The sequence below is a fragment of the Stenotrophomonas sp. FSL W7-1447 genome, assembly GCF_037966425.1.
In the GTDB taxonomy this organism is placed as follows: domain Bacteria; phylum Pseudomonadota; class Gammaproteobacteria; order Xanthomonadales; family Xanthomonadaceae; genus Stenotrophomonas; species Stenotrophomonas pavanii.
Map to the genome: position 1 here is coordinate 3,357,380 of NZ_CP150199.1, position 20,791 is coordinate 3,378,170.

General features: G+C 68.8%; 16 protein-coding genes and 2 pseudogenes. 15 read left to right on the forward strand and 3 right to left on the reverse strand.

Annotated elements, in window-relative coordinates; genetic code table 11:
• Positions 1–98 precede the first annotated feature (98 nt).
• The 5 genes from trxA (at position 99) to NSQ78_RS15785 (ending at position 5,678) form a co-directional block, all read left to right on the forward strand.
• Positions 99–956 (forward strand): thioredoxin, encoded by an 858-nt coding sequence (trxA, locus tag NSQ78_RS15765; RefSeq protein WP_064238958.1) that lies wholly within the window; start codon positions 99–101, stop codon positions 954–956.
• 108 nt (positions 957–1,064) lie between these two features.
• Positions 1,065–2,765, forward strand: coding sequence for a FecR domain-containing protein (locus NSQ78_RS15770; RefSeq protein ID WP_064238959.1), 1,701 nt, complete (start codon positions 1,065–1,067; stop codon positions 2,763–2,765).
• Complete coding sequence (locus tag NSQ78_RS15775) at positions 2,762–4,387, forward strand: CHASE2 domain-containing protein (RefSeq protein WP_064238960.1); 1,626 nt, start codon at positions 2,762–2,764, stop codon at positions 4,385–4,387. The genes NSQ78_RS15770 and NSQ78_RS15775 overlap by 4 nt, the downstream gene beginning before the upstream one ends.
• A gap of 74 nt (positions 4,388–4,461) precedes the next feature.
• The gene (locus NSQ78_RS15780; protein WP_053460998.1) at positions 4,462–4,914 is read left to right on the forward strand and encodes a DUF4442 domain-containing protein; all 453 of its coding nucleotides are present in this window, start codon (positions 4,462–4,464) and stop codon (positions 4,912–4,914) included.
• Positions 4,915–4,961: 47 nt separating this feature from the next.
• Positions 4,962–5,678 (forward strand): hypothetical protein, encoded by a 717-nt coding sequence (locus tag NSQ78_RS15785; protein WP_064238961.1) that lies wholly within the window; start codon positions 4,962–4,964, stop codon positions 5,676–5,678.
• Positions 5,679–5,686: 8 nt separating this feature from the next.
• Here the strand turns inward: NSQ78_RS15785 and NSQ78_RS15790 are convergent, their stop codons facing one another.
• Entirely contained in the window at positions 5,687–7,003 is a 1,317-nt protein-coding gene (locus NSQ78_RS15790; protein WP_064238962.1) for a hypothetical protein, read from the reverse strand.
• Positions 7,004–7,079: 76 nt separating this feature from the next.
• On the opposite strand from NSQ78_RS15790, the gene NSQ78_RS15795 reads away from it, so the two are divergent.
• The 9 genes and pseudogenes from NSQ78_RS15795 (at position 7,080) to rnfB (ending at position 16,186) form a co-directional block, all read left to right on the forward strand.
• Entirely contained in the window at positions 7,080–7,763 is a 684-nt protein-coding gene (locus tag NSQ78_RS15795) for a DUF502 domain-containing protein (protein ID WP_049427719.1), read from the forward strand.
• A complete protein-coding gene (locus tag NSQ78_RS15800; protein ID WP_053461001.1) occupies positions 7,760–8,545 on the forward strand; it encodes a queuosine precursor transporter in 786 nt (261 codons plus the stop codon). Before NSQ78_RS15795 ends, NSQ78_RS15800 begins: the two co-directional genes overlap by 4 nt.
• 370 nt (positions 8,546–8,915) lie before the next feature.
• Positions 8,916–10,576 (forward strand): annotated as a pseudogene (locus NSQ78_RS15805) (DUF885 family protein).
• A gap of 16 nt (positions 10,577–10,592) precedes the next feature.
• Positions 10,593–11,664 (forward strand): annotated as a pseudogene (locus tag NSQ78_RS15810) (serine hydrolase domain-containing protein).
• A gap of 8 nt (positions 11,665–11,672) precedes the next feature.
• Positions 11,673–12,077, forward strand: coding sequence for a VOC family protein (locus NSQ78_RS15815; RefSeq protein ID WP_057494626.1), 405 nt, complete (start codon positions 11,673–11,675; stop codon positions 12,075–12,077).
• Positions 12,078–12,451: 374 nt separating this feature from the next.
• The gene (locus NSQ78_RS15820) at positions 12,452–12,895 is read left to right on the forward strand and encodes a DUF2147 domain-containing protein (protein ID WP_049465074.1); all 444 of its coding nucleotides are present in this window, start codon (positions 12,452–12,454) and stop codon (positions 12,893–12,895) included.
• Positions 12,896–12,995: 100 nt separating this feature from the next.
• Positions 12,996–15,077, forward strand: coding sequence for a methionine--tRNA ligase (metG, locus tag NSQ78_RS15825; protein ID WP_064238965.1), 2,082 nt, complete (start codon positions 12,996–12,998; stop codon positions 15,075–15,077).
• A gap of 78 nt (positions 15,078–15,155) precedes the next feature.
• A complete protein-coding gene (locus tag NSQ78_RS15830) occupies positions 15,156–15,746 on the forward strand; it encodes an HAD family hydrolase (protein ID WP_064238966.1) in 591 nt (196 codons plus the stop codon).
• A 26-nt stretch (positions 15,747–15,772) separates the two neighbouring features.
• Positions 15,773–16,186, forward strand: coding sequence for an Rnf electron transport complex subunit RnfB (rnfB, locus tag NSQ78_RS15835; protein ID WP_049465097.1), 414 nt, complete (start codon positions 15,773–15,775; stop codon positions 16,184–16,186).
• A 50-nt stretch (positions 16,187–16,236) separates the two neighbouring features.
• Here rnfB and NSQ78_RS15840 read toward each other — a convergent pair whose 3' ends face one another.
• The gene (locus tag NSQ78_RS15840) at positions 16,237–16,584 is read right to left on the reverse strand and encodes a RidA family protein (protein ID WP_049465077.1); all 348 of its coding nucleotides are present in this window, start codon (positions 16,582–16,584) and stop codon (positions 16,237–16,239) included.
• A gap of 194 nt (positions 16,585–16,778) precedes the next feature.
• On the opposite strand from NSQ78_RS15840, the gene mprF reads away from it, so the two are divergent.
• The gene (gene mprF / locus NSQ78_RS15845) at positions 16,779–19,343 is read left to right on the forward strand and encodes a bifunctional lysylphosphatidylglycerol flippase/synthetase MprF (protein WP_064238967.1); all 2,565 of its coding nucleotides are present in this window, start codon (positions 16,779–16,781) and stop codon (positions 19,341–19,343) included.
• Positions 19,344–19,439: 96 nt separating this feature from the next.
• Here the strand turns inward: mprF and NSQ78_RS15850 are convergent, their stop codons facing one another.
• Positions 19,440–20,786 carry an AcvB/VirJ family lysyl-phosphatidylglycerol hydrolase gene (locus tag NSQ78_RS15850; protein WP_064238968.1) on the reverse strand — a complete coding sequence of 449 codons (1,347 nt, stop codon included), beginning with the start codon at positions 20,784–20,786 and terminating at the stop codon, positions 19,440–19,442.
• Positions 20,787–20,791 lie beyond the last annotated feature (5 nt).

Here is a 20,791-nt window from a genome sequence, read left to right on the forward strand (position 1 = left end):
GCCCGCCGCGCGGGTGCGCGGGATGTGATGGCAGGGTTGAGACCGACATCGATCGTCACCATAGAATCGGTCTCCAGAGACCAAGCGATGCCTCCCCCATGACCGAGACGACCTACGTATTCGACGCCACCACTGCGACCTTCGAGGCCGAAGTCCTGCAGAAGTCGCTGCAGACGCCAGTGCTGGTCGACTTCTGGGCCACCTGGTGCGGGCCGTGCAAGACCCTGGGCCCGATGCTGGAAAAGCTGGCCGCCGAATACAACGGCGCCTTCGAGCTGGCCAAGGTCGACGTCGACAAGGAACAGCAGATCGCGGCGGCCTTCCAGATCCGGTCGGTGCCCACCGTGTTCCTGGTCAAGGGCGGCCAGCTGGTGGATGGATTCCCCGGCGCGATTCCGGAAGGCCAGCTGCGTGAGTTCCTGGCCCAGCATGGCGTCGTGCCGGCCGATCTCGGCGATGCCGCCCCCGAAGACGACACGCCGCTGGACCCGCAGGCGCAGGTCGACGTGCTGCGCGCGCAGATCGCCGCCGAACCGGACAAGGATGAGCTGAAGCTCGACCTCGCCCTGGCCCTGCTGCAGATCGGCGGCGTCGACGAGGCTGGCACCCTGATCGACGGCCTGCCGGCCAATCTGGCCACCGACGACCGTGCCGTGCGCGCGCGCGCGCGTCTGGCCTTCGCCGCCGCGCTGAAGGACGCCCCGCCGGCCGAGGTGCTCGACGCGCGCATCGCCGCTGATGGCAAGGATCTCCAGGCCCGCCACCTGCGCGGCGTGCAGCTGCTGCTGGGCGGCCATGACGAGGCCGCGCTGGCCCAGTTCCTGGAAATGCTGCGGATCGACCGCGGATTCGAGGACGGCCTGCCGCGCAAGGCCCTGATCGACGCCTTCAATGTGATTGCCGACGAGGACCTGGTTGGCCAGTACCGCCGCCGCATGGCGTCGCTGCTGTTCTGAACAGGAGCCCGCTCCGTTCAGAATCCCTGCACTGAACGCGGGCAATAATGCGCGCGCTGGCGGCCATGCGGCCGCCACGATCCGTTCGGGGGGGATGAGGTCGGGGCCATGGGGTCTTGCAGCTGCACCCCCGCATTGCCGGGATTGCAAACTGTGACCGTCGTCCGCTCTCTGTCGTTCGCCAAGCGTTTCACGGGCGCCCTGCTGTGCGCCCTCTTCGCGCTGCCCGCCCTGGCCGGCGCCCAGGACTGGAACTACCGGGTCCGCCCCGGCGATACCCTGTGGGACCTGGGCGGGCTGTACCTGAAGCCTTCGGTACGCTGGCAGCAGCTGCAGCAGCACAACCGCATCGACAATCCCTACCAGTTGCCGCCGGGCCAGCTCCTGCGCTTCCCGATCAGCTGGCTGCGCACGGAGCCGGCGCCGGCACGGGTGCTGTCGGTGCGCGGCAAGGTCGAACTGTCCGGCGCCGATGGCAGCGCGACCCGCGCGCTCCGGGCCGGCGAGCAGCTGCACATCGGCGACACGGTGGAAACCGAAGGCGATTCCAGCATCACCCTGGAGTTCGCCGACGCCTCGCGCCTGCAGCTGCGCGAATACTCGCGGCTGCGGCTGGACCAGTTGAGCCGCTACGGCCACACCGGCATGGTCGATACCCGCCTGCGCCTGCAACAGGGGCGGGCCAGCAACCGGGTAACGCCGGCGCGCGGCCCCGCCTCGCGATACATCATCGATGCGCCCACCGCGACCAGCAGCGTGCGCGGCACGGTGTTCCGGGTCAGCGCCGGCGATGCCGGCCACGTCGGCGCCACCGAGGTGCTGCAGGGCAAGGTGCAGGTCGGCAACCTCCGTGGCCAGCGCCTGGTCCAGCCAGGCCAGGCCACCCGCAGCAGCAGTGTCGACGCGGCCCCCACCGCCGCCGTCGCCTTGCTGCCGGCACCGCAGCTGCGCACCGGCGAGCTGCGCCTGGCACCACTGCCGACCCTGCTGGCCTGGGAGCCGGTCAGTGGCGCCGCCCACTACCGGGTGGAAGTGGTGCAGGCGGCAATGCCGGAGATCCTGCTGTTCGCTGCCACCACCGCCGACACCCGGCTGGCGATCGGCGACCTGCCACCGGGCCAGCTGCGCATCCTGCTGCGCGCGGTCGATGCGCAGGGCGTCGAAGGCCTGGACGCCAGCGCCGATTTCGAGCTCAGCGACCAGCCACCGCCGCCGCTGACCGTGTCGCCGCTGCATGGGCAGACGATCAACAGCGACCGCCCGCGTTTCCGCTGGAGCCAGGCCCCCGGGGCGCGCAGCAGCGTGCTGCAGATCGCCGCCGACGCCAGCTTCGTGCAGCCCCTGCAGGAACAGACCAGCACCGGCACCGACCTGCGCCTGGCACAGCCGCTGCCACCGGGCCAGTACTACTGGCGGGTGGCCTCGCGCGATGCCAACGGCCACCAGGGTCGCTACGGCCAGGCGCTGCCACTGCACCTGAGCGATGAGCCGGTGGACCCGGCACTGCAGCCGCCCGAAGCCGCGCATGGCGAACTGACCCTGCGCTGGCAACCGGGCAGCGCAGGCCAGCGCTATCGGGTGCAGGTGGCGCGCGGCGCGGACTTCAAGGCGCCGCTGGTCGACGAAACGGTGTCCGAGCCACAGGTCAGCTTCAGGCGCCCGTGGAGCGGCACCCTGCACGTGCGCGTGCAGTACATCGACGATGACGGTCACGCGGGCGCGTTTTCCCCTGCCCAGCAGATCCCGCTGCCCTGCCGCCTCTGCTACGGTGCCGGCGGCGGTGCCCTGCTGCTCTGGTTGTTGTTGTGAGGCGTTCGCCGCTGCCGTGGTCGAAGCGAATCCTGCTGGCCCTGCTGGCCGGCGTGCTGACCCTCGTCGCCAGCCAGGGACAGTGGCTGTGGCGGCAGGACGAAGCCGCCTATGACACGCTGGTCGGCACCTGGGATTACCGCCCCGACCCCAGCGTGCTGATCGTGGCCATCGACGAAGGCAGCCTGCAGCGCATCGGCCAATGGCCCTGGCCGCGCTCGGTGCACGCGCGCCTGCTGGACCGGCTGACCGATGCCGGTGCCGAACGCGTCGCGCTGGACCTGATGCTGTCCGAACCGGACCGGCGCGACAGCCGCCAGGACGATGCGCTGGCGGCCGCGATCCGACGCAACGGCCGGGTGGTGCTGCCGGTGCTGGCCGCACCTGCGGCCGGCGACCGCATGGCCGAGGAGATGCTGCCGATTCCCCAGATCGCCGCCAGTGCCGCCGCCATCGGCCATACCGATGTCGAGGTGGATGGCGACGGCGTCGCCCGCGGCGTCTATCTGCGCGCCGGTATCGGACGGCCGCACTGGCCGGCGCTGGGCCTGGCACTGGCCGATCTGCCTGCAGGCGCGGTACGTGGCCTGCCCGATCCCGACCCGGACGTGGGCTCGCCCTACCAGTGGCGTCGCGACGATTACGTGCGCGTGCGCTACGCCGGCCCGCCCGAGCGGCTGCCACAGGTGTCCTATGCGGACGTGCTCGATGGGCACGTGGACGCCGCGATGCTGCATGGCCGCCGCATCGTGGTCGGCATGACGGCCAGCGGCATCGCGCCTCGCCTGCTGACCCCGACCACCCGCGAGTTCTGGATGAGCGGCAGCGAATACCAGGCCAACATCGCCTCGATGCTGCTGCAGCACAAGCAGATCGACGTGCTGCCGCACGCCTGGCAGCACGCCATCAGCGGCGTGCTGGTGGCGCTGTGCGTGATCCTGCTCGGCCTGCGCCTGCCGTGGCTGGTCGCTCTGTGTTCGCTGCCGATGCCGCCCCTGCTGAGCTGGCTGCTGCTGCGCACCGGCGACCTGTGGTGGGCACCGGCCAGCGCGATGCTGGGCGTGGCGCTGGCACTGCTGGTCTGGGCGGTGTGGCGGATCTCGGCCTGGCACCGCCAGGCCAACCGCGATGCCCTCACCGGGCTTGGCAACCGCCTGCGCTTCGAGCAGTCGCTGCAGCAGGAATGCGATGCGGCGCGGCGCACTGGCAAGCCTCTGAGCCTGGCCCTGATCGACGTCGATCACTTCAAGCGTCACAACGACCGCCACGGCCACCAGGTGGGCGACCGCGTGCTGCGCGATGTCGCCCGCCTGATCGGCGCGCATGCGCGCCGCCCGCGCGACATGGCGGCGCGCTACGGGGGCGACGAGTTCGCGCTGGTGTTGCCGGATACGCCGGCCGAAGGCGCACGCCAGGTGGTCGAGGACCTGATTGCCTGCGTGCGTGCCCTGCCGGCGCCGGGCGATGACGGCAACGACGCCGTGACGCTTACCATCGGCGTGTTCACCCGTATCCCCGATGGCGAACTGCAACCGCACCATTTCGTCGAAGGCGCCGACACCGCCCTGTACCAGGCCAAGGCCAACGGCCGCGACGGATACACGATCGACGGCGGGGCATGACATCCCGGCCCCGGGTGCAACATACGCCTGCGAATGGTTAGACTGGACGCCCCGCCCTGCGCTCCCGGATCTGCATGAACGCCCGCCTGTTCCGCGTCGGCATCAACCTCTGGCCACCGTTCCTGTTCACCGGCATCCACGTCACCCGGATCACGCCCGACTACCGGCAGATCGACGTGGAACTCCGGCTGCGGCCCTGGAACCGCAATTACGTGGGGACGCATTTCGGCGGCAGCCTGTTTGCGATGACCGATCCGTTCTGGATGCTGGGCCTGCTGCACATCCTCGGCCGTGACTACTACGTGTGGGACCGGGCCGGTGCGATCGATTTCCTCAAGCCGGGCCGGGGCACGGTGCGCACCTCGTTCCGCATCGACGACGCACTGCTGGCGGAACTGCGTGCCGAAGCCGCTGGCGGCGAGAAGGTGCTGCGCTGGTTCAGCAACGATGTCATCGACGAAAGCGGCGAGGTGGTCGCCCAGGTACGCAAGCAGGTCTACCTGCGCTTGAAGCCACACGTACGCTGATCCAGAGCGCCGGCGCTATCCTCTGCCTCCCTGCCATGGAGGCTACGATGCGCCCGTATGCGCTTGCCACACTGCTGATCCCCCTGTCCTTCACCGCCCACGCACTTGACCTGCCACCGGTGCAGTATCCGACGCTGCCGGCCCAGGCGGCCCATGCCGCTGGGTTCGTCCCCCAGGGCTGGACACTTGAATCGAGTGTCGAAGGCGATCTCGACCAGGATGGCCGCGCGGACCTGGTACTAGTGCTGCGCCAGCAGGAGCCGCACAACATCATCGAGCACGATGGCTTCGGCCCCTCGCCGTACGACAGCAACCCGCGCATCCTCGCCGTGGCGTGGTCGCGCCCGTCCGGCTACGTGCTGGCGGTGCAGGACCACCAGCTGATACCGCGTCCCGACAATCCGGTGATGAGCGACCCGCTCGAAGACGGCGGCGTCAGCATCCAGCGCGGCACCCTGAAGGTCGCACTGTTTTCATTCGCCAGCGCGGGAAGCTGGTCAATGGGCACGACCGTTTTTACCTTCCGCTGGCAGGACGATGCCTTTGCGCTGATCGGCTACGACCAGAATTCGGTGATGCGCAATTCCGGGCAGACCGAATCGGTGAGCGTGAACTTCTCCACCCGCAGGGTAAAACGGAGCGAAGGCAGCATCGAGGACGACAAGGACAGCGTGCGCTGGGAGCCGCTGCGCAGCCGCCGCCACTGGACGCTGCAGACCGTCGGTGATGGCTGGGCGTTCGATCCGCTGGCGGGCAGCGACTGAGCCACTGGTCAGTCGCGCACAGCAGCGCCCGGGGCGTTCTCCATCACCAGCGGCACCGACAGCCACGGGCTCTCGTCGCTGCTGCGCGCCGGTGAACGCCGCGGCACCTGCAGGCGGCGGCCATCGGCCGACAGCTGCGGTGCCCGCACCGGTGAGCGGAACCGGTCCGGCAGGTGCTGCAACGCATCCACCGGGTCTTCGGCCTGCTGCCGCAACCAGCGCTGCGCGCCGATCAGCCGCACCATCGCCGCGGCATCCTGGGGCCGGGACGCGTACGCGGGATAGACCGGGCCGGCGATATCGGTCAGCACGCACCCCATGAGATTCGACAGGCAGCCGAAGTCGTGCTGCGGCGGCGCAGGCACCGGCAGTGGGCGGTCCGCTTCCAGCGCGGCCGTGGCCGCGGCTCCACAGGCCCAGCCCATGTTGCCGGCGGCGCGTGCCAGGGTGCTGTTGCGATCCAGTACCAGCACACCGCCGAATGCCTGCGCCGAGGTTTCGATCGCCGCCCGGGTCATCGCGTACTCGCCCTGCATCGCCCGGCACAGGCTCTGTTCGGGGGCCAGCATCGGCCGCATCGCCTGCTCGCATTCGGCCGGCAGCGGGTGGTCGGCCGGCAGTTCGACCAGCATGTCGGCCAGCAGCTGGGCATTGGCCTGCACCAAGCTGGCGCCGACGATGCTGTCCACCAGGTAGCTGCCGCCGGTCAGCAGCCGGCGCCCCAGCTGCAGGCCGCGGCAACTGCCGCGCAGGGCGCCGTCGGTATCACCCTGCACGAACGCCAGCGCGCGTGCGCTGGTGGCATCGATCATCAGGCCATAGGTCGGCAACGGCACCAGGATGGCCTCGCCCCGGGGCAGGAACGGCGATGCGAAATGGTCCGCATCGGCCAGCTGGTCCAGGCGCGCATGCAACTGCTGGTGGCCCGCGTGGGCATCGATGAAGCGTTGCGGATCCGCGCGCACCTGACGCAGGCAGTCGCTGGCGGTCGGTCCGCAGCTGGCCGCCGGCCGCGATTGCAGCGCGTGGTGATCCTCTGCCAGCCGCGGACGGGCGACGTTTTCGCCGCGCTCATCCGCCTCCCAGCGTCGCACATCCCCCGCCAGCGCCTGTTCGCGCTGGCGCGTGTCGAGATCATCGAACGCGAGCGTCCACAGCAGCGCGAAGCCGTTGTGGCCCGGGGTTGGCAGGCGCGCCTGCAGGCGCTGCTGGGCCTGCAGCCGCGATTCCGGCACCGGCCACATGCGCGAGGCGCCCCACACCACGATGGCCAGCACCAGCAGGCCGGCCACGGTCCAGCCCAGTCCGCGCAGAATCTTCAACACAGCTTCCCTTCCATGTGTCGTTGCCGCAGTCGATTCCCCAGCGTAATCGACCGGCCGTGGCCGCTACAATGCGCGCATGTCGCTCGAAGCCCCCGCCCTGGTCCCCCGCCCTTCCCTGCAGCGCCTGTTCCTGACCGGCCTGCTGACCCTGCTGCCGATCTGGCTGACCTGGGTCGTGGTCAAGTTCGTGTTCGTGCTGCTGTCAGGCATTTCCAGCCCGCTGGTGGTGCCGCTTTCCGAGCAGATCGCGACGAGCTTCCCGCATTACCTGGGCTGGGTGCGTGCCGAGTGGATCCAGGACACCATCGCCCTGCTGGCCACCCTGCTGGTGATCCTGGCGGTGGGCGTGGCCAGCCGCCGCGTGCTCGGCCAGCGCCTGCTGCGCTGGGTCGGTGCGGTCATCAAGCGCATTCCGCTGGCCAGCATCATCTACGACAGCGCCAAGAAGCTGCTGGACATGCTGCAGACCGAGCCGGGCAGTACCCAGCGCGTGGTGCTGATCGACTTTCCGCACCGGGACATGAAGTCGGTCGGGCTGGTCACCCGCGTGATCAAGGAACACGGCACCGACCGTGAGCTGGCCGCGGTGTACGTGCCAACCACGCCGAACCCGACCTCGGGCTACCTGGAAATCGTGCCGGTCGAGCTGCTGACGCCAACCGACTGGACCGTCGACCAGGCCATGAGCTTCATCATTTCCGGCGGCGCGGTCGCGCCGTCCAGCGTACCGTTCACCCGCGCCGGCGAACGCGCCGAATGACCACCGCGCCGATCGAGCGCCCGCTGCAGGACCGTGCGGTGCTGCTGTTCATCGTGCTGGCCGCGTTCTTCTGCGGCAATGCGGTGCTGGCCGAGCTGATCGGGGTGAAGATCTTCGCGCTGGAAGACACGCTCGGCATCGCCCCGCTGAACTGGAACCTGTTCGGCCAGACCGGCTCGCTCAGCTTCACCGCCGGCACCCTGCTGTGGCCGGTGGTGTTCATCATGACCGACACCATCAACGAGTTTTTCGGCAAGCGCGGCGTGCGCTTCATCTCGTGGCTGGCCGTGGTCCTGATCGCCTACGGCTTCCTGTTCGCCTTCGCAGCGATCTCGCTGGCGCCGGCCAGCTGGTGGGTCACCTCGATGGACGGCCACGGCGTGCCGGATTACCAGGCCGCATTCGCGGCGGTGTTCGGCCAGGGCATGTGGACCATCGCCGGTTCACTGGTGGCCTTCCTGCTCGGCCAGCTGATCGACGTGGCGGTGTTCCATCGCATCCGCCAGGCCACGGGCGAGCGCCACGTATGGCTGCGTGCGACCGGATCGACCGCGATCTCGCAGGTGGTGGACAGTTTCGTGGTGATCTGGATCGCCTTCGTGCTCGGCCCGCAGCACTGGCCAACCTCGCTGTTCCTGGCCGTCAGCAGCGTCAACTACATCTACAAGATGGGTTTTGCGATCGCGCTGATTCCGCTGCTGTACCTGATGCGGCGGGCGATCACCCGCTATCTGGGCGCCGACCGGGCCGCCGCGCTGCGCGCCGCGGCCGCGGCTGACTGAAGCCCCAGCGGCGAAAAGCTGACTGCGCCTTCACGCTGGCCGTACGCGGCCGGATCGTGCAAGCTCCACGGTCTGTGTTCCACGGAAGCTCCTGATGCCGCATCCCACCCGCGTCCTGGCCGCCGCCATCGCCGCGTTGTTCCTGTTCAGTGCCGTGCCGTCGGCCGAGGCAGCGAAGAAGAAGGCCAGCCGCCCTGCCGCCGCGCAGACCCGCCAGGCCGCCAAGCCCAAGGCCAGGCCCGCGCGCGCCACCGCGCCGGCCCGCGGCAGTTCGGCGCGCCGCGCCGCGCCGCGTCCGGTTGCACCGGCCCGTGCCGTGCCCAAGCAGGTGCAGCTGGAGCGCCTGTACGATGAATACTGGGATGCCTCGATGCGGTTGAACCCGCTGCAGGCCACGTTCCAGGGGGAATCGCGCTACAACGACCAGCTGCCCAACATCCTGTCCGCCGCCTGGCGCCAGCAGTCGCACGACTTCACCACGCAGTGGCTGGGCAAGGTCGAAAAACTCGGCAGTGACGGCCTGCAGGGCCAGGACCTGCTCAGCTACGAGATCTTCGTGCGCGACGCGCGCGCCTCGCTGGCCGCCGAACGCTACCCGAGCTGGATGATGCCGATCAGCCAGTACTACAACATCGGCAGCATCATGGCGATCCTCGGTTCCGGTGCCGGCGCGCAGCCGTTCAACACCGTGCAGGACTACGACACGTGGTCGCGCCGATCGCTCGGCATTCCCGAGCTGTTCGACCAGGCCATCGACAACATGCGCCAGGGCATGAAGGCCGGCGTGGTGCAGCCGCGCGACCTGATGGAAAAGGTGCTGCCGCAGCTGGATGCGGTGATCAAGCCGACCGCCGAAGAGAGCATCTTCTGGTCGCCGATCCGTACCATGCCGAACACCATCACGGCCGAGGACAAGGCGCGCATCAGCGCCGAGTACAAGCGCATGATCGAGCTGCGCATCATGCCTACCGCGCCCTGCGCGGCTTCATCGCCACCGAATACCTGCCCGCCACGCGCGCCAGCAGCGGGCTGGGTGCACTGCCCGATGGCCAGGCCTGGTATGCCAACCTGATCGTGCAGACCACGGCCAGCGAACAGACCGCAACGCAGCTGCACGCGCTGGGCGAACAACGCGTGCAGGAGCTGCAGGCGCAGATCGCCACGGTGATGAAGGACGCCAGGCTGCGCGGCACACCGACCAAGCTGCTGCGCAGCATGCGCAACGACCGCCAGTTCCAGTACGGCGATGCCAACGCGCTGATCAACCGCTACCGCCAGGTGCAGCAGCAGGTCAACGCACGCCTGCCACAGGTGCTCGATACGCTGCCCAAGTCGACACTGGACGTGCGCGCGGTGGAACCGGAGCGTGCGCTGACCGCCGCCGCGGCGGCCTATCAGCCGTCTGCGGCCGGGCAACCGGGCGTGCTGTACGTGAACACCCGCGACCTGCCCAGCCGCAAGCGCTGGAACGTGCCGGTGCAGTACCTGCACGAAGCGATTCCCGGCCACCACGTGCAACTGGGCCTGCAGCAGGAGCTGGCCAAGCTGCCGCGCTTCCGCCGCCTCGGTGGCGATCTCGCCTTCGTCGAAGGCTGGGGCCTGTACGCCGAAACGCTGGGCGAAGACCTGGGCATCTACACCGATCCCTACGACCGCATCGGCTACCTGTACTCGCGCCTGCTGCGTGCCGCCCGCGTGGTGGCCGATACCGGCGTGCACGCACAGGGCTGGAGCAAGCAGCAGGCCGTCAGCTACCTGCAGAAGACCGTGGACATGAGCAGTGACGACGCCAACGCCGAGGTGGAGCGGATCATGGCCCAGCCCGGCCAGGCGCTGTCCAACGTCGCCGGTCTGACCACCATCGTCGCCCTGCGCGACAAGGCCAGGGCACGGCAGGGTGCAGCCTTTGACCTGCGCCGCTTCCACGCCGAACTGCTGAAGGACGGCTCGATGCCGCTGGACGTGCTGGACCGCAAGATGGAACGCTGGATGGCACAGCCTACCACCGCCACGCCTGCCCCTTCACCCTGACCCCTACGGAGCCACCATGCGCCCTGCCGTCGCTCTGTTCGCCGCCGTGCTGGGACTGCTGCCTCTGGCCGGTACCGCCGCGCCGGTGCTGACCCCACCGGACAGCCGGCGTCGACGGCCTGATGCAGGCCTACTATGGCCAGGTGCCCGGCGCCGCAGTCCTGGTGCTGCACGACGGGCAACCGGTGTTCAGCCGTGGCTACGGCCTGGCGGTGGTGGAGGACGGCACCGCCGTCACCCCCGCAAGCAACTTCCGGCTGGCCTCGGTCAGCAAGCAGTTCACCGCTGCGGCGGTGCTGCTGCTGGTGGAAGACGGTCGGCTCGGGCTGGACCAGCCGGCCCGGCGCTGGCTGCCCGAACTGCCGCCGGCTGCCGCCGCCATCACGATCCGCCAGCTGCTCTCGCACACCAGCGGCCTGCTCGACTACGAAGACCTGATGGATCCGGCTGACCCTCGGCAGGTGCATGACGCCGATGTACTGGCCCTGCTGTCGCACCAGGACCGCCTGAATTTCGCGCCCGGCACGCAGTACCACTACAGCAACAGCGGCTATGCGCTGCTGGCACTGATCGTCGGCCGCGCCTCCGGCCAGGATTTCGCCGCCTTCCTGCAGCAGCGCATCTTCCGCCCACTGGGCATGGCCCACACCGTGGCCCACCAGGACGGCATCGACACCGTTGCCGCGCGGGCCTACGGCTACAGCTGGCTCGAGGGCCGCTGGCAGCGCACCGACCAGAGCACCACCAGTGCCGTGCTCGGTGATGGCGGCATCCATTCCTCGCTGGACGACCTGGCCCGCTGGGATGCGGCGCTGTACGACGACCGCCTGCTGTCGAAGGCCTCGCGCCGCGCGATGTTCAGCCCGGCCACGTCGACGCCCGAACCGGATGTGCCGCACTACGGCTTCGGCTGGCGCCTGAATGGCCCGGTGCAATGGCACAGCGGCGAGAGCATTGGCTTCCGCAACGTGATCGTGCGCCATCCGGAAAAGCACCTGACCGTGATCGTGCTGACCAACCGCAATTCCCCCGAGCCCTATCCGCTGGCGCAGAAGATCGCCCAGCGCTGGCTGGACGTGCTGCAATGACCGCTGCAATGGACATCGAATCCGACGCCCTGCTGGGCATCCACCACGCCGCACTGATCTGCAGCGACTACGCGCGCTCGAAGGACTTCTACGTGCGCATCCTCGGCCTGCGCGTGCTGGCCGAGAACCATCGCGCCGCGCGCGATTCCTGGAAGCTGGACCTGGCCCTGCCCGACGGTGGCCAGCTGGAGCTGTTCTCCTTCCCCTCGCCGCCGCCCCGTCCCAGCCGCCCCGAAGCGCAGGGGCTACGCCACCTTGCGTTCCGGGTCGCCACGCTGGAGCCGTTCATCCAGCGCCTGTCAGCGCATGGCGTGGCGTGCGAACCGATCCGCGTGGACGAATACACCGGCCGCCGCTTCACCTTCTTCGCCGACCCCGACGGCCTGCCGCTGGAGCTGTACGAAGTCGGTTGACGTCCCTGGGGGTCAGATCCCTTTTCCGACGGAAAAGGGATCTGACCCCATCGACACCCACCCAGAGCAGGCCGTGCCATTCCGACAGATTGCGGAGACCTGTCGAAGGCGGGGTGGGTCCGGTTGCGGGGGCGTGAGCCGCATGGATGCGGCGACCGAGCTTACATGGACGTACTTGCAGCGCCCCCCGCAACCGGACCCGCCCCGCCCTCCCACGGATAGCCGCCTTTGCTTTTGAGGTTGCCGGCCAGCGGCCGGCACTACCGCAGGTGCAGGGCGCAGCCCTGCAAAGACCCTCTTCCCCATACCCCGCCGAATGGGTATACAGTCGACCCGTACCGGCACCGTGCCGGAATGAACCCTGGGAGGGGACCATGCGCAACACCTTCAAGACCCTGCTGCTGGCACTGCCGCTGTGCCTGGCCGCCCTGTCGGCGCAGGCCGCCGACGGCGCCGCCGGCCGCTGGAAGACCATCGACGACAAGACCGGCAAGGTGAAGTCGATCGTCGAGATCACCCAGGCCGCCAACGGCACGCTGAGCGGCAAGGTGGTCGACATCCTGCACTCGGACAAGGGCCCGAACCCGGTCTGTGACGGCTGTGAAGGCGCCAACAAGAACAAGCCGGTGAAGGGCATGACCATTCTCTGGAACCTGAAGCCCGACGGTGCCAACAAGTGGTCCGGCGGCACCATCCTCGACCCGGCCAACGGCAAGACCTACAAGTCGAAGATGGAACTGCAGCCTGGCGGCACCCGGCTGGACGTGTCCGGCTGCATCGCCTTCATCTGCCGCGCGCAGACCTGGCAGCGCGAGTAAGCACCCGCCCGCGCTTCATTCCCGTGACCCGGCCCCGGCCGGGTCACGCCGTTGCGGGCGTGCGATAATCTGCGGTTCCCCTTGGATCCACCCCGCGACCATGACCCGTACCGCGCTCGTCACCACCGCCCTGCCCTACGCCAACGGCCCGCTGCATCTGGGCCACTTGGTCGGCTACATCCAGGCCGACATCTGGGTGCGTGCGCGGCGAATGAGCGGCGGCAAGACCTGGTTCGTCTGCGCCGACGACACCCACGGCACGCCGATCATGCTGGCCGCGGAAAAGGCCGGGGTCACCCCCGAAACCTTCATCGCCAACATCCAGGCCAGCCACGAACGTGACTTCGCTGCCTTCGGCGTGGCCTTCGACCACTACGACTCGACCAACTCGGCGGCCAACAAGGCGCTGACCGAGCAGTTCTACCTGAAGCTGGAAGCGGCCGGCCACATCAGCCGCCGGTCGGTGGCGCAGTTCTATGACCCGGCCAAGGGCATGTTCCTGCCCGACCGCTACGTCAAGGGCATCTGCCCGAACTGCGGCAGCCCCGACCAGTACGGTGACAACTGCGAAGTGTGCGGCGCGACCTATGCGCCGACCGACCTGAAGGAGCCGCGTTCGGTCATTTCCGGCGCCACGCCGGAAATGCGCGATTCGGAACACTTCTTCTTCGAGGTGGGCCACTTCGATGCGTTCCTGCGCGAATGGCTGGCCGGCGATGTCGCCCTGCCGGGGGTGAAGGCCAAGCTGGGCGAGTGGCTCAACGCCGAAGGTGGCCTGCGCGCATGGGACATCTCGCGCGATGCGCCGTACTTCGGTTTCCAGATCCCCGGCCAGCCGGGCAAGTACTTCTACGTCTGGCTGGATGCGCCGATCGGCTACCTGTCCAGCTTCCAGACCCTGTGCGGCAAGCTCGGCGAGGACTTCGACGCGCACCTGCGCGCCGGCACCGCCACCGAGCTGCACCACTTCATCGGCAAGGACATCGTCAATTTCCACGGCCTGTTCTGGCCGGCGGTGCTGCACGGGACCGGCCATCGCGCGCCGACGCGCCTGCACGTGAACGGCTACCTGACCGTGGACGGCGCCAAGATGAGCAAGTCGCGCGGCACCTTCGTGATGGCCCGCACCTTCCTCGACGCCGGCCTGGAACCGGAGGCGCTGCGCTACTACTACGCCGCCAAGTCCGGCGGTGGCGTCGACGATCTTGACCTGAACCTGGGTGACTTCATTGCCCGCGTCAACGCCGACCTGGTCGGCAAGTTCGTCAACCTGGCCAGCCGCTGCGCCGGCTTCATCAGCAAGCGCTTCGACGGCCAGCTGGCCGCGCAGCTGCCCGACGCGGCGCAGTACCAGCGCTTCGTCGACGGCCTGGCGCCGATCCGTGAAGCCTACGAGCGCAACGACCCGGCCGCGGCGATCCGCCTGACCATGACCCTGGCCGACGAAGCCAACCGCTACATCGACGACGTCAAGCCGTGGGTCATCGCCAAGCAGGAAGGCGCCGACGCGCAGCTGCAGGCCGTGTGCAGCCAGGGCCTGAACCTGTTCCGCGTGCTGGTCACCGCATTGAAGCCGGTGCTGCCGGCCACCGCCGCGCAGGCCGAGGCCTTCCTGGCCGCGCCGGTCAATGACTGGACCGAACTGGCACAGCCGCTGCTGGGCCACCGCATCACCGACTACACCCCGCTGTTCACCCGTATCGACCCGAAGAAGATTGACGCCATGATCGACGCCTCCAAGGACACCCTGCAGCCGGCCGCCGCGGCCGCTCCCGCCGCCAGGACCGAAGCGGTCAAGCCGGCCGCACCGGCACCTGCCAAGGACGAAGCCAAGGGCGCCGACGCCCCGGCCTACATCGGCATCGACGATTTCGCCAAGCTCGACCTGCGCATCGGCAAGGTGCTGGTGTGCGAGTTCGTGGACGGTTCGGACAAGCTGCTGCGCTTCGAACTGGATGCCGGCGAACTGGGCAAGCGCCAGATCTTCTCCGGCATCCGTGGCAGCTACGGCGAGCCGGAAAAGCTGGTCGGCCGCAGCGTGGTGTTCATCGCCAACCTGGCCCCGCGCAAGATGCGCTTCGGCCTGAGCGAAGGCATGATCCTGTCGGCCGGTTTCGACGGTGGCGCGCTGGCGCTGCTGGACGCCGACAGCGGCGCGCAGCCGGGCATGCCGGTGCGTTGATGCCTGCAGCGGGCGTGGCCAGGGCCGCGCCCGCCGGTGCCCATGGCCAGCGGAGGCAACGTGATGGAAGGCGACGGAATGGAACTGGCGCTGTTCGACTTCGACCACACCGTGACCACCTGCGATACCTATGGCCGTTTCCTGCGCCGTGTGGCCACCGCCGAACAGCTGGCGCAGGCGTGGTGGAAGGTCGGTCCGTGGCTGGCGGCGTACAAGCTGAACCTGATCTCGGCCGAACGCATCCGCGCACGCGTCACCCGCCTGACCTTCAGCGACCGCCACAGCGATGACATCGCCACGCTCGCGACCGGCTTCTCGCGCGAGGTCCTGCCCGAGGTGGTGCGGCCGGAGATGCTCGAGCAGATCCGCTGGCACAAGGAACAGCAGCACACCGTGGTGATCGTGTCCGGCTCGCTGGACCTGTACCTGCGGCCGTGGTGCGAGCCGCTGGGCCTGCAGCTGATCTGCAACCGGCTGGAAAGCCAGGGGGGGCGCCTGACCGGCCGTTACGCCGGTGGCGACTGTGGCCCGCGCAAGGTCGAGCACATCCGACGCCAGTACGATCTGTCGCGTTATGTGCGCATCCATGCCTACGGCGACAGTTCCGAAGACAAGCCGATGCTGGCGCTGGCGCATGAGCGCTGGTTCCGTGGCAAACCCCTGAAGTGACCCTGACGCGCAGCCTTTCGCCACGCATGAGCCTGATCCCGCCCCTCACCGAACGCCTCGACCGGCTGCTGCCGCAGACCCAATGCGGGCAATGCGGCTATGACGGCTGCCGCCCCTACGCGCAGGCGATGGCGCGCGGTGAAGCCGGCGTGGACCGCTGTCCGCCGGGCGGCGACGCCGGTGCACGCGCGCTGGCCCAGGTGCTGGGTGTCCCGGCGCTGCCCTTCGACCGTTCGCGCGGCGAGCACAAGGCGCCGCAGGTGGCGTTGATCGTGGAAGCCGACTGCATCGGCTGCACCAAGTGCATCCAGGCCTGCCCGGTGGATGCCATCGTCGGCGGCGCCAAGTACATGCACACGGTGATTGCCGAGCTGTGCACGGGCTGCGAACTGTGCATTCCGCCGTGCCCGGTGGACTGCATCGAGTTACTGCCCCTATGACAGGGGTCAGATCCCTTTCCGCAGGAAAGGGATCTGACCCCATCCCGCAGTTACGGCACCGCTGCCGTCACGACGATCTCGACCTTCCACTCGGCATGGGCCAGCTTGGCCTCGAAGGTTGCGCGGGCGGGAGTCGCACCCTCGACCACCCACTCGTCCCACGCCTTGTTCATGCCCTCGAAATCGGCGATGTCGGCCAGGAACACTTCCGCGCGCAGCACGTGCTGGCGGTCGCTGGCGACCAACGCCAACAACTTGTCGATCTCTGCCAGCACCTGACGGGTCTGCCCGGTGATGTCCTGGCTGGTGTCTTCCGGGATCTGGCCGGAGAGGTAGGCGACCTTGTTGTACACGGTCATTTCGGACATGCGCGGTCCGACGTCGTAACGCTCCATCATGGGCGTGGCTCCTGCGGGTGATCAGGCCTGCATTGTCCTCCAAACCGGTCAACGATGGGTGCAGGGGCGAGCGGCCACGCAGCCGCACTACCGCGCTCCGACACGGCCGCTGGTCAAATGGCGGCAACAGGCGCAGGATGCGCCACGCCCCGCGTTGACACCGCACTCGCCCTCCCTGACGCACCCTTGCGCCGATGACCGCCCCCACCGAATCCCCCGCTGCTCCTTCCACGCCCACCTGGAAGCGGGTCGCCACCATCGTCATCCCGTTGCTGATCCTCGCCCTGGCGCTGCACGGCCTGGCCAGCGAGTTCGATGAGAACGGCTACCGCGCCATCCGCCACGCCTTCCGCCAGCTCAGCGGCACCCAGATCGCACTGACCGTGGTGCTGGGGCTGGCCAGCTACGCCTGCCTGATCGGCTTTGATGCCATCGGCCTGCGCCGCAGCGGCATCCGCGTGCATCCGGCCCGCATCGGCATCACCGCTTTCCTGGCCCACACCCTTGGCCAGACCGTGGGCTTTGCCGCGCTGACCGGTGGCGCGGTGCGCCTGCGCGGCTATCGCACGGCCGGCCTCGATCTGGCGCAGATCGGCCAGGTGGTGCTGATGAGCACGCTCGGCTTCGTGTTCGGTGCGTGGCTGCTGATCAGTGTGGCGCTGTGCATGGAACCGGCGGCGGCGGCGCTGGCATTGCCACTGGATCCCGATGCCGTGCGCATCGTCGGCATCGTCGCCCTGCTCGCCTATGCCGGCACGGTGCTGCTGGTCGGCCGCAATGGACGGCAGTTCAGTGTGTTCGGCCATGCATTGTGGCTGCCCGACCGCCGCACCATGCTCGGCGTCACCGTGCTCAGCGTGATCGAACTGGTGCTGGCCAGTGCCGCGTTCTACGTACTGCTGCCGGACTCCACGCCAACCGGCCTGCCCGGCTTCGTCGGCCTGTACCTGGTCGCGGTGCTGGCCGGCCTGGTCTCGACCGTGCCGGCCGGCCTGGGGGTGTTCGAGTGGAGCCTGCTGAAATTGTTGCCGCAGGTGGCGCCGGCGGCGGTCCTGGCGGCGGCGCTGATCTACCGCGTCACCTACTACGTGCTGCCGCTGGTGCTGGCCACGCTGCTTGCGCTCGCACCCGCGCTGCGGCAGCCGCTGCAGGCCAGTGCCGGCGCGACCCGTGCCGGCTGGAACGCACTGCGCCCGTGGCTGCCGCAGATCATCGCACTGGCGGTGTTCAGCATCGGCGCGGCGCTGGTCATCGACGGCACACTGCCGACGCCGCGCCGTCACCTGGTGAACGCCTCGCTGCCGATCCTGGAAACCTCGCACCTGATCGGCAGCCTCAGTGGCGTGGCGCTGCTGCTCATCGGCCAGGGCCTGGCCCGGCGCAGCCATGCGGCCTGGATGCTGGCGATGGCGGTGTGCGTGGTCACCCCGCTGCCGCTGTGGCTGCGCGGTGGCCAACCGCTGATCGCCGTCTCGGCCGTACTGGTGGCGATGGCGCTGTGGGCTGCACGGCGCGAGTTCTACCGCCAGGGGGCACTGCTGGATGAAGCCTGGTCATGGCCATGGCTGCGCAACCTCGGCCTGGTGCTGGTGGCGGTCACCTGGCTGCTGTTCTTCACCTACAGCCATGTCGAATACCAGAACGAGCTGTGGTGGCAGTTCGCGCTGTCCGGCAACGCGCCGCGTGCGCTGCGTGCCTTGCTGGTGGTGGCCATCGCGCTGGTGATGTTCGGCCTGGCACGGCTGCTGCACAGCACGCGCAGCCCGCTGCCAGCCGCCGATGAAGCAACGCTGCAATCGCTGGCGCCAGTCCTGGCCGGTGCCACCGACACCCAGGCCTGCCTGGTGCTGACCGCTGACAAGGCGGTGCTGCGCGATGATGCCAGGCAGGGCTTCGTGATGATGCAACGCTACGGCGGCTCGCTGATCGCGATGGGCGATCCGGTCGGTCCCCCCGACGTGGCGCGCGCGCTGATCTGGCGCTTCCGCGAGGAAGCCGACCGGCTTGGCCTGCGCCCGGTGTTCTATCAGGTGGGCGAGACCTACTGGCAGACCTATCTCGACCTGGGCCTGGGCCTGGTCAAGCTGGGCGAAGAAGCGATGGTGCCGCTGCACGACTTCGGCCTGGAAGGCCGCGAACGCGCCGACCTGCGCCAGGCCTGGAACCGCGGCAAGCGCAGCGGCCTGTCGTTCCGCGTCGCGCCGGTGGAGGAAATCCCCAGCCTGCTGCCACGCCTGCACGCCATCTCCAACGCCTGGCTGGAAGACAAGGCCGGCGACGAAAAAGGCTTCTCGCTCGGCAGCTACGACCCGGATTACCTGGTGCGCTTCCCGGTGGCGCTGGTGGAGGCCGAAGGCCAGATCGTGGCATTCGCCAACCTGTGGCAGGCGCCGGCCGGTGCCGAGCTGTCGGTGGACCTGATGCGCCACGTCAACGAAGCACCGAAGGGCACGATGGACTTCCTGTTCATCGAGCTGTTCCTGTGGGGCCGGGCGCAGGGCTATGCGCGTTTCTCGCTGGGCATGGCGCCGCTGTCCGGGCTGGCACAGCATCGGCTGGCCGGCCGTTGGAACCGCCTGGCCGGCCTGCTGGCGCGGCATGGCGAACGCTTCTATGGGTTCAGTGGCCTGCGCCGCTTCAAGTCGAAGTTCGACCCGCAGTGGCGGCCACGCTATCTCGCGGCACCCGGCGGCATGCACCTGCCGGCGGCGCTGCTGGACGCCACGCGCCTGATCTCGCTGGACCCGCGGCGCAACTGACGCCGCATACCGCCGGGCATGCCCGGCACCACCTGCCGCCCGGTGGGTGTCGACCTTGGTCGACACGTCGGCGACAGCCGTCGGCATGGCTTGACGCTACGTGCCGCCCTTGAGGATCACTTCGGCCAGGCGATCGTAGTCACCACCGAAATGGTGGTCACCCGGCAGCTTCACCTTCTTCACGCCGTCATTGGCCGGCAGGTCCGGGCACAATGCGTCCTCATCCTTGTCGCCGTACACGCACAGCGTTTTTTCCGCCGGCAGCCTGGCCACTTCCGGCGCGATCGGCAGGCCATCGCCGCCGCCGCCCAGCCAGTTGCTGACATGGAACTCGAAGTCGGCCTTCTTGCCCACCGACAGCAGCACGATACGCTCCAGCGCTTCACGGGTGCCGGCGTCAAGCTGGTTGATGGTGGCCGGCAGCACGTCGGCGCCCTGCGAGAAACCGATCAACATGACCTTGTCGCGGTGCCACTGCTGGCGGTAGTGGTCGATGATCTTCTGCAGGTCGGCGGCAAAGCCCTTCGGCGTGCGTTCACTCCAGAAGTAGCGCAGCGAGTCGATGCCGACCACGGCCACGCCGTGCTCGTTGAGCGACGACGCCACGTCCTTGTCCAACCCGGCCCAGCCGCCGTCGCCGGACACGAACACGGCCAGCGTGTCACCGTTGCCACTCGCCGGCACTTCCACTATCGGCAGGCCCTTCAGCGCGGCCGGTGGCGGTGCCAGGCTGACACCCGCCTGCGCACCGATCACGCGGGCCGCGGCGACCAGGCCCGGCGATGCATCACCGCGCGCGGTGCGCTTGAATTCGCGCGCCATCGCCACCTGCTGCACGAACCTGCTGGCCTCGCCCACCTTGCAGCCGTGGTCACCGGCTGCACTCAACCACGGGAAGTTCAGTTCGGCCGGCTGCAGCCGGTTGTGCTTCACGCCATCGCCGCAGACCATGCGCTCGTGGGCGTGGTCCGGGCAGAAGCCGGTGGTCAGCAGGCCGGCGAACACCTGCGTATCGGCCTGCGCAGCCAGCGCATAGGCCATTTCAGCGCCTTCGCCATCGCCGCCAACCAGCGGCAGGTGGTACCCGGGCAGATGCAACGAAGCCTGCAGCCAGCGCGAGAAATTCTCGACATCGCCGGAACCGAACGAACAGGTCGGGTTGCCTTCGCGCTTGAGCACGCCGCGCAGGTGCGCGATGTCCACGGCGGCGACCATCGCGCCGTCGGCACGCAGGGCCTCGATCGGCAGACGACTGGTATCGCCACCGGGAGTCGGTTCGTGGAACCAGATCACCACCCGCTGCGGGGTACCGGCCGGCAGGTGCACCGGAATCTGCTCGAACCGCCCATGGCTGAACTGCTGCACGGCCGCTGCCGCTGTTGCCGGCAGCGCCGCCAGCGCCAGCACCACACCCATTGCCCTGCCCAGCCCTGCACGCTTCATGTCGC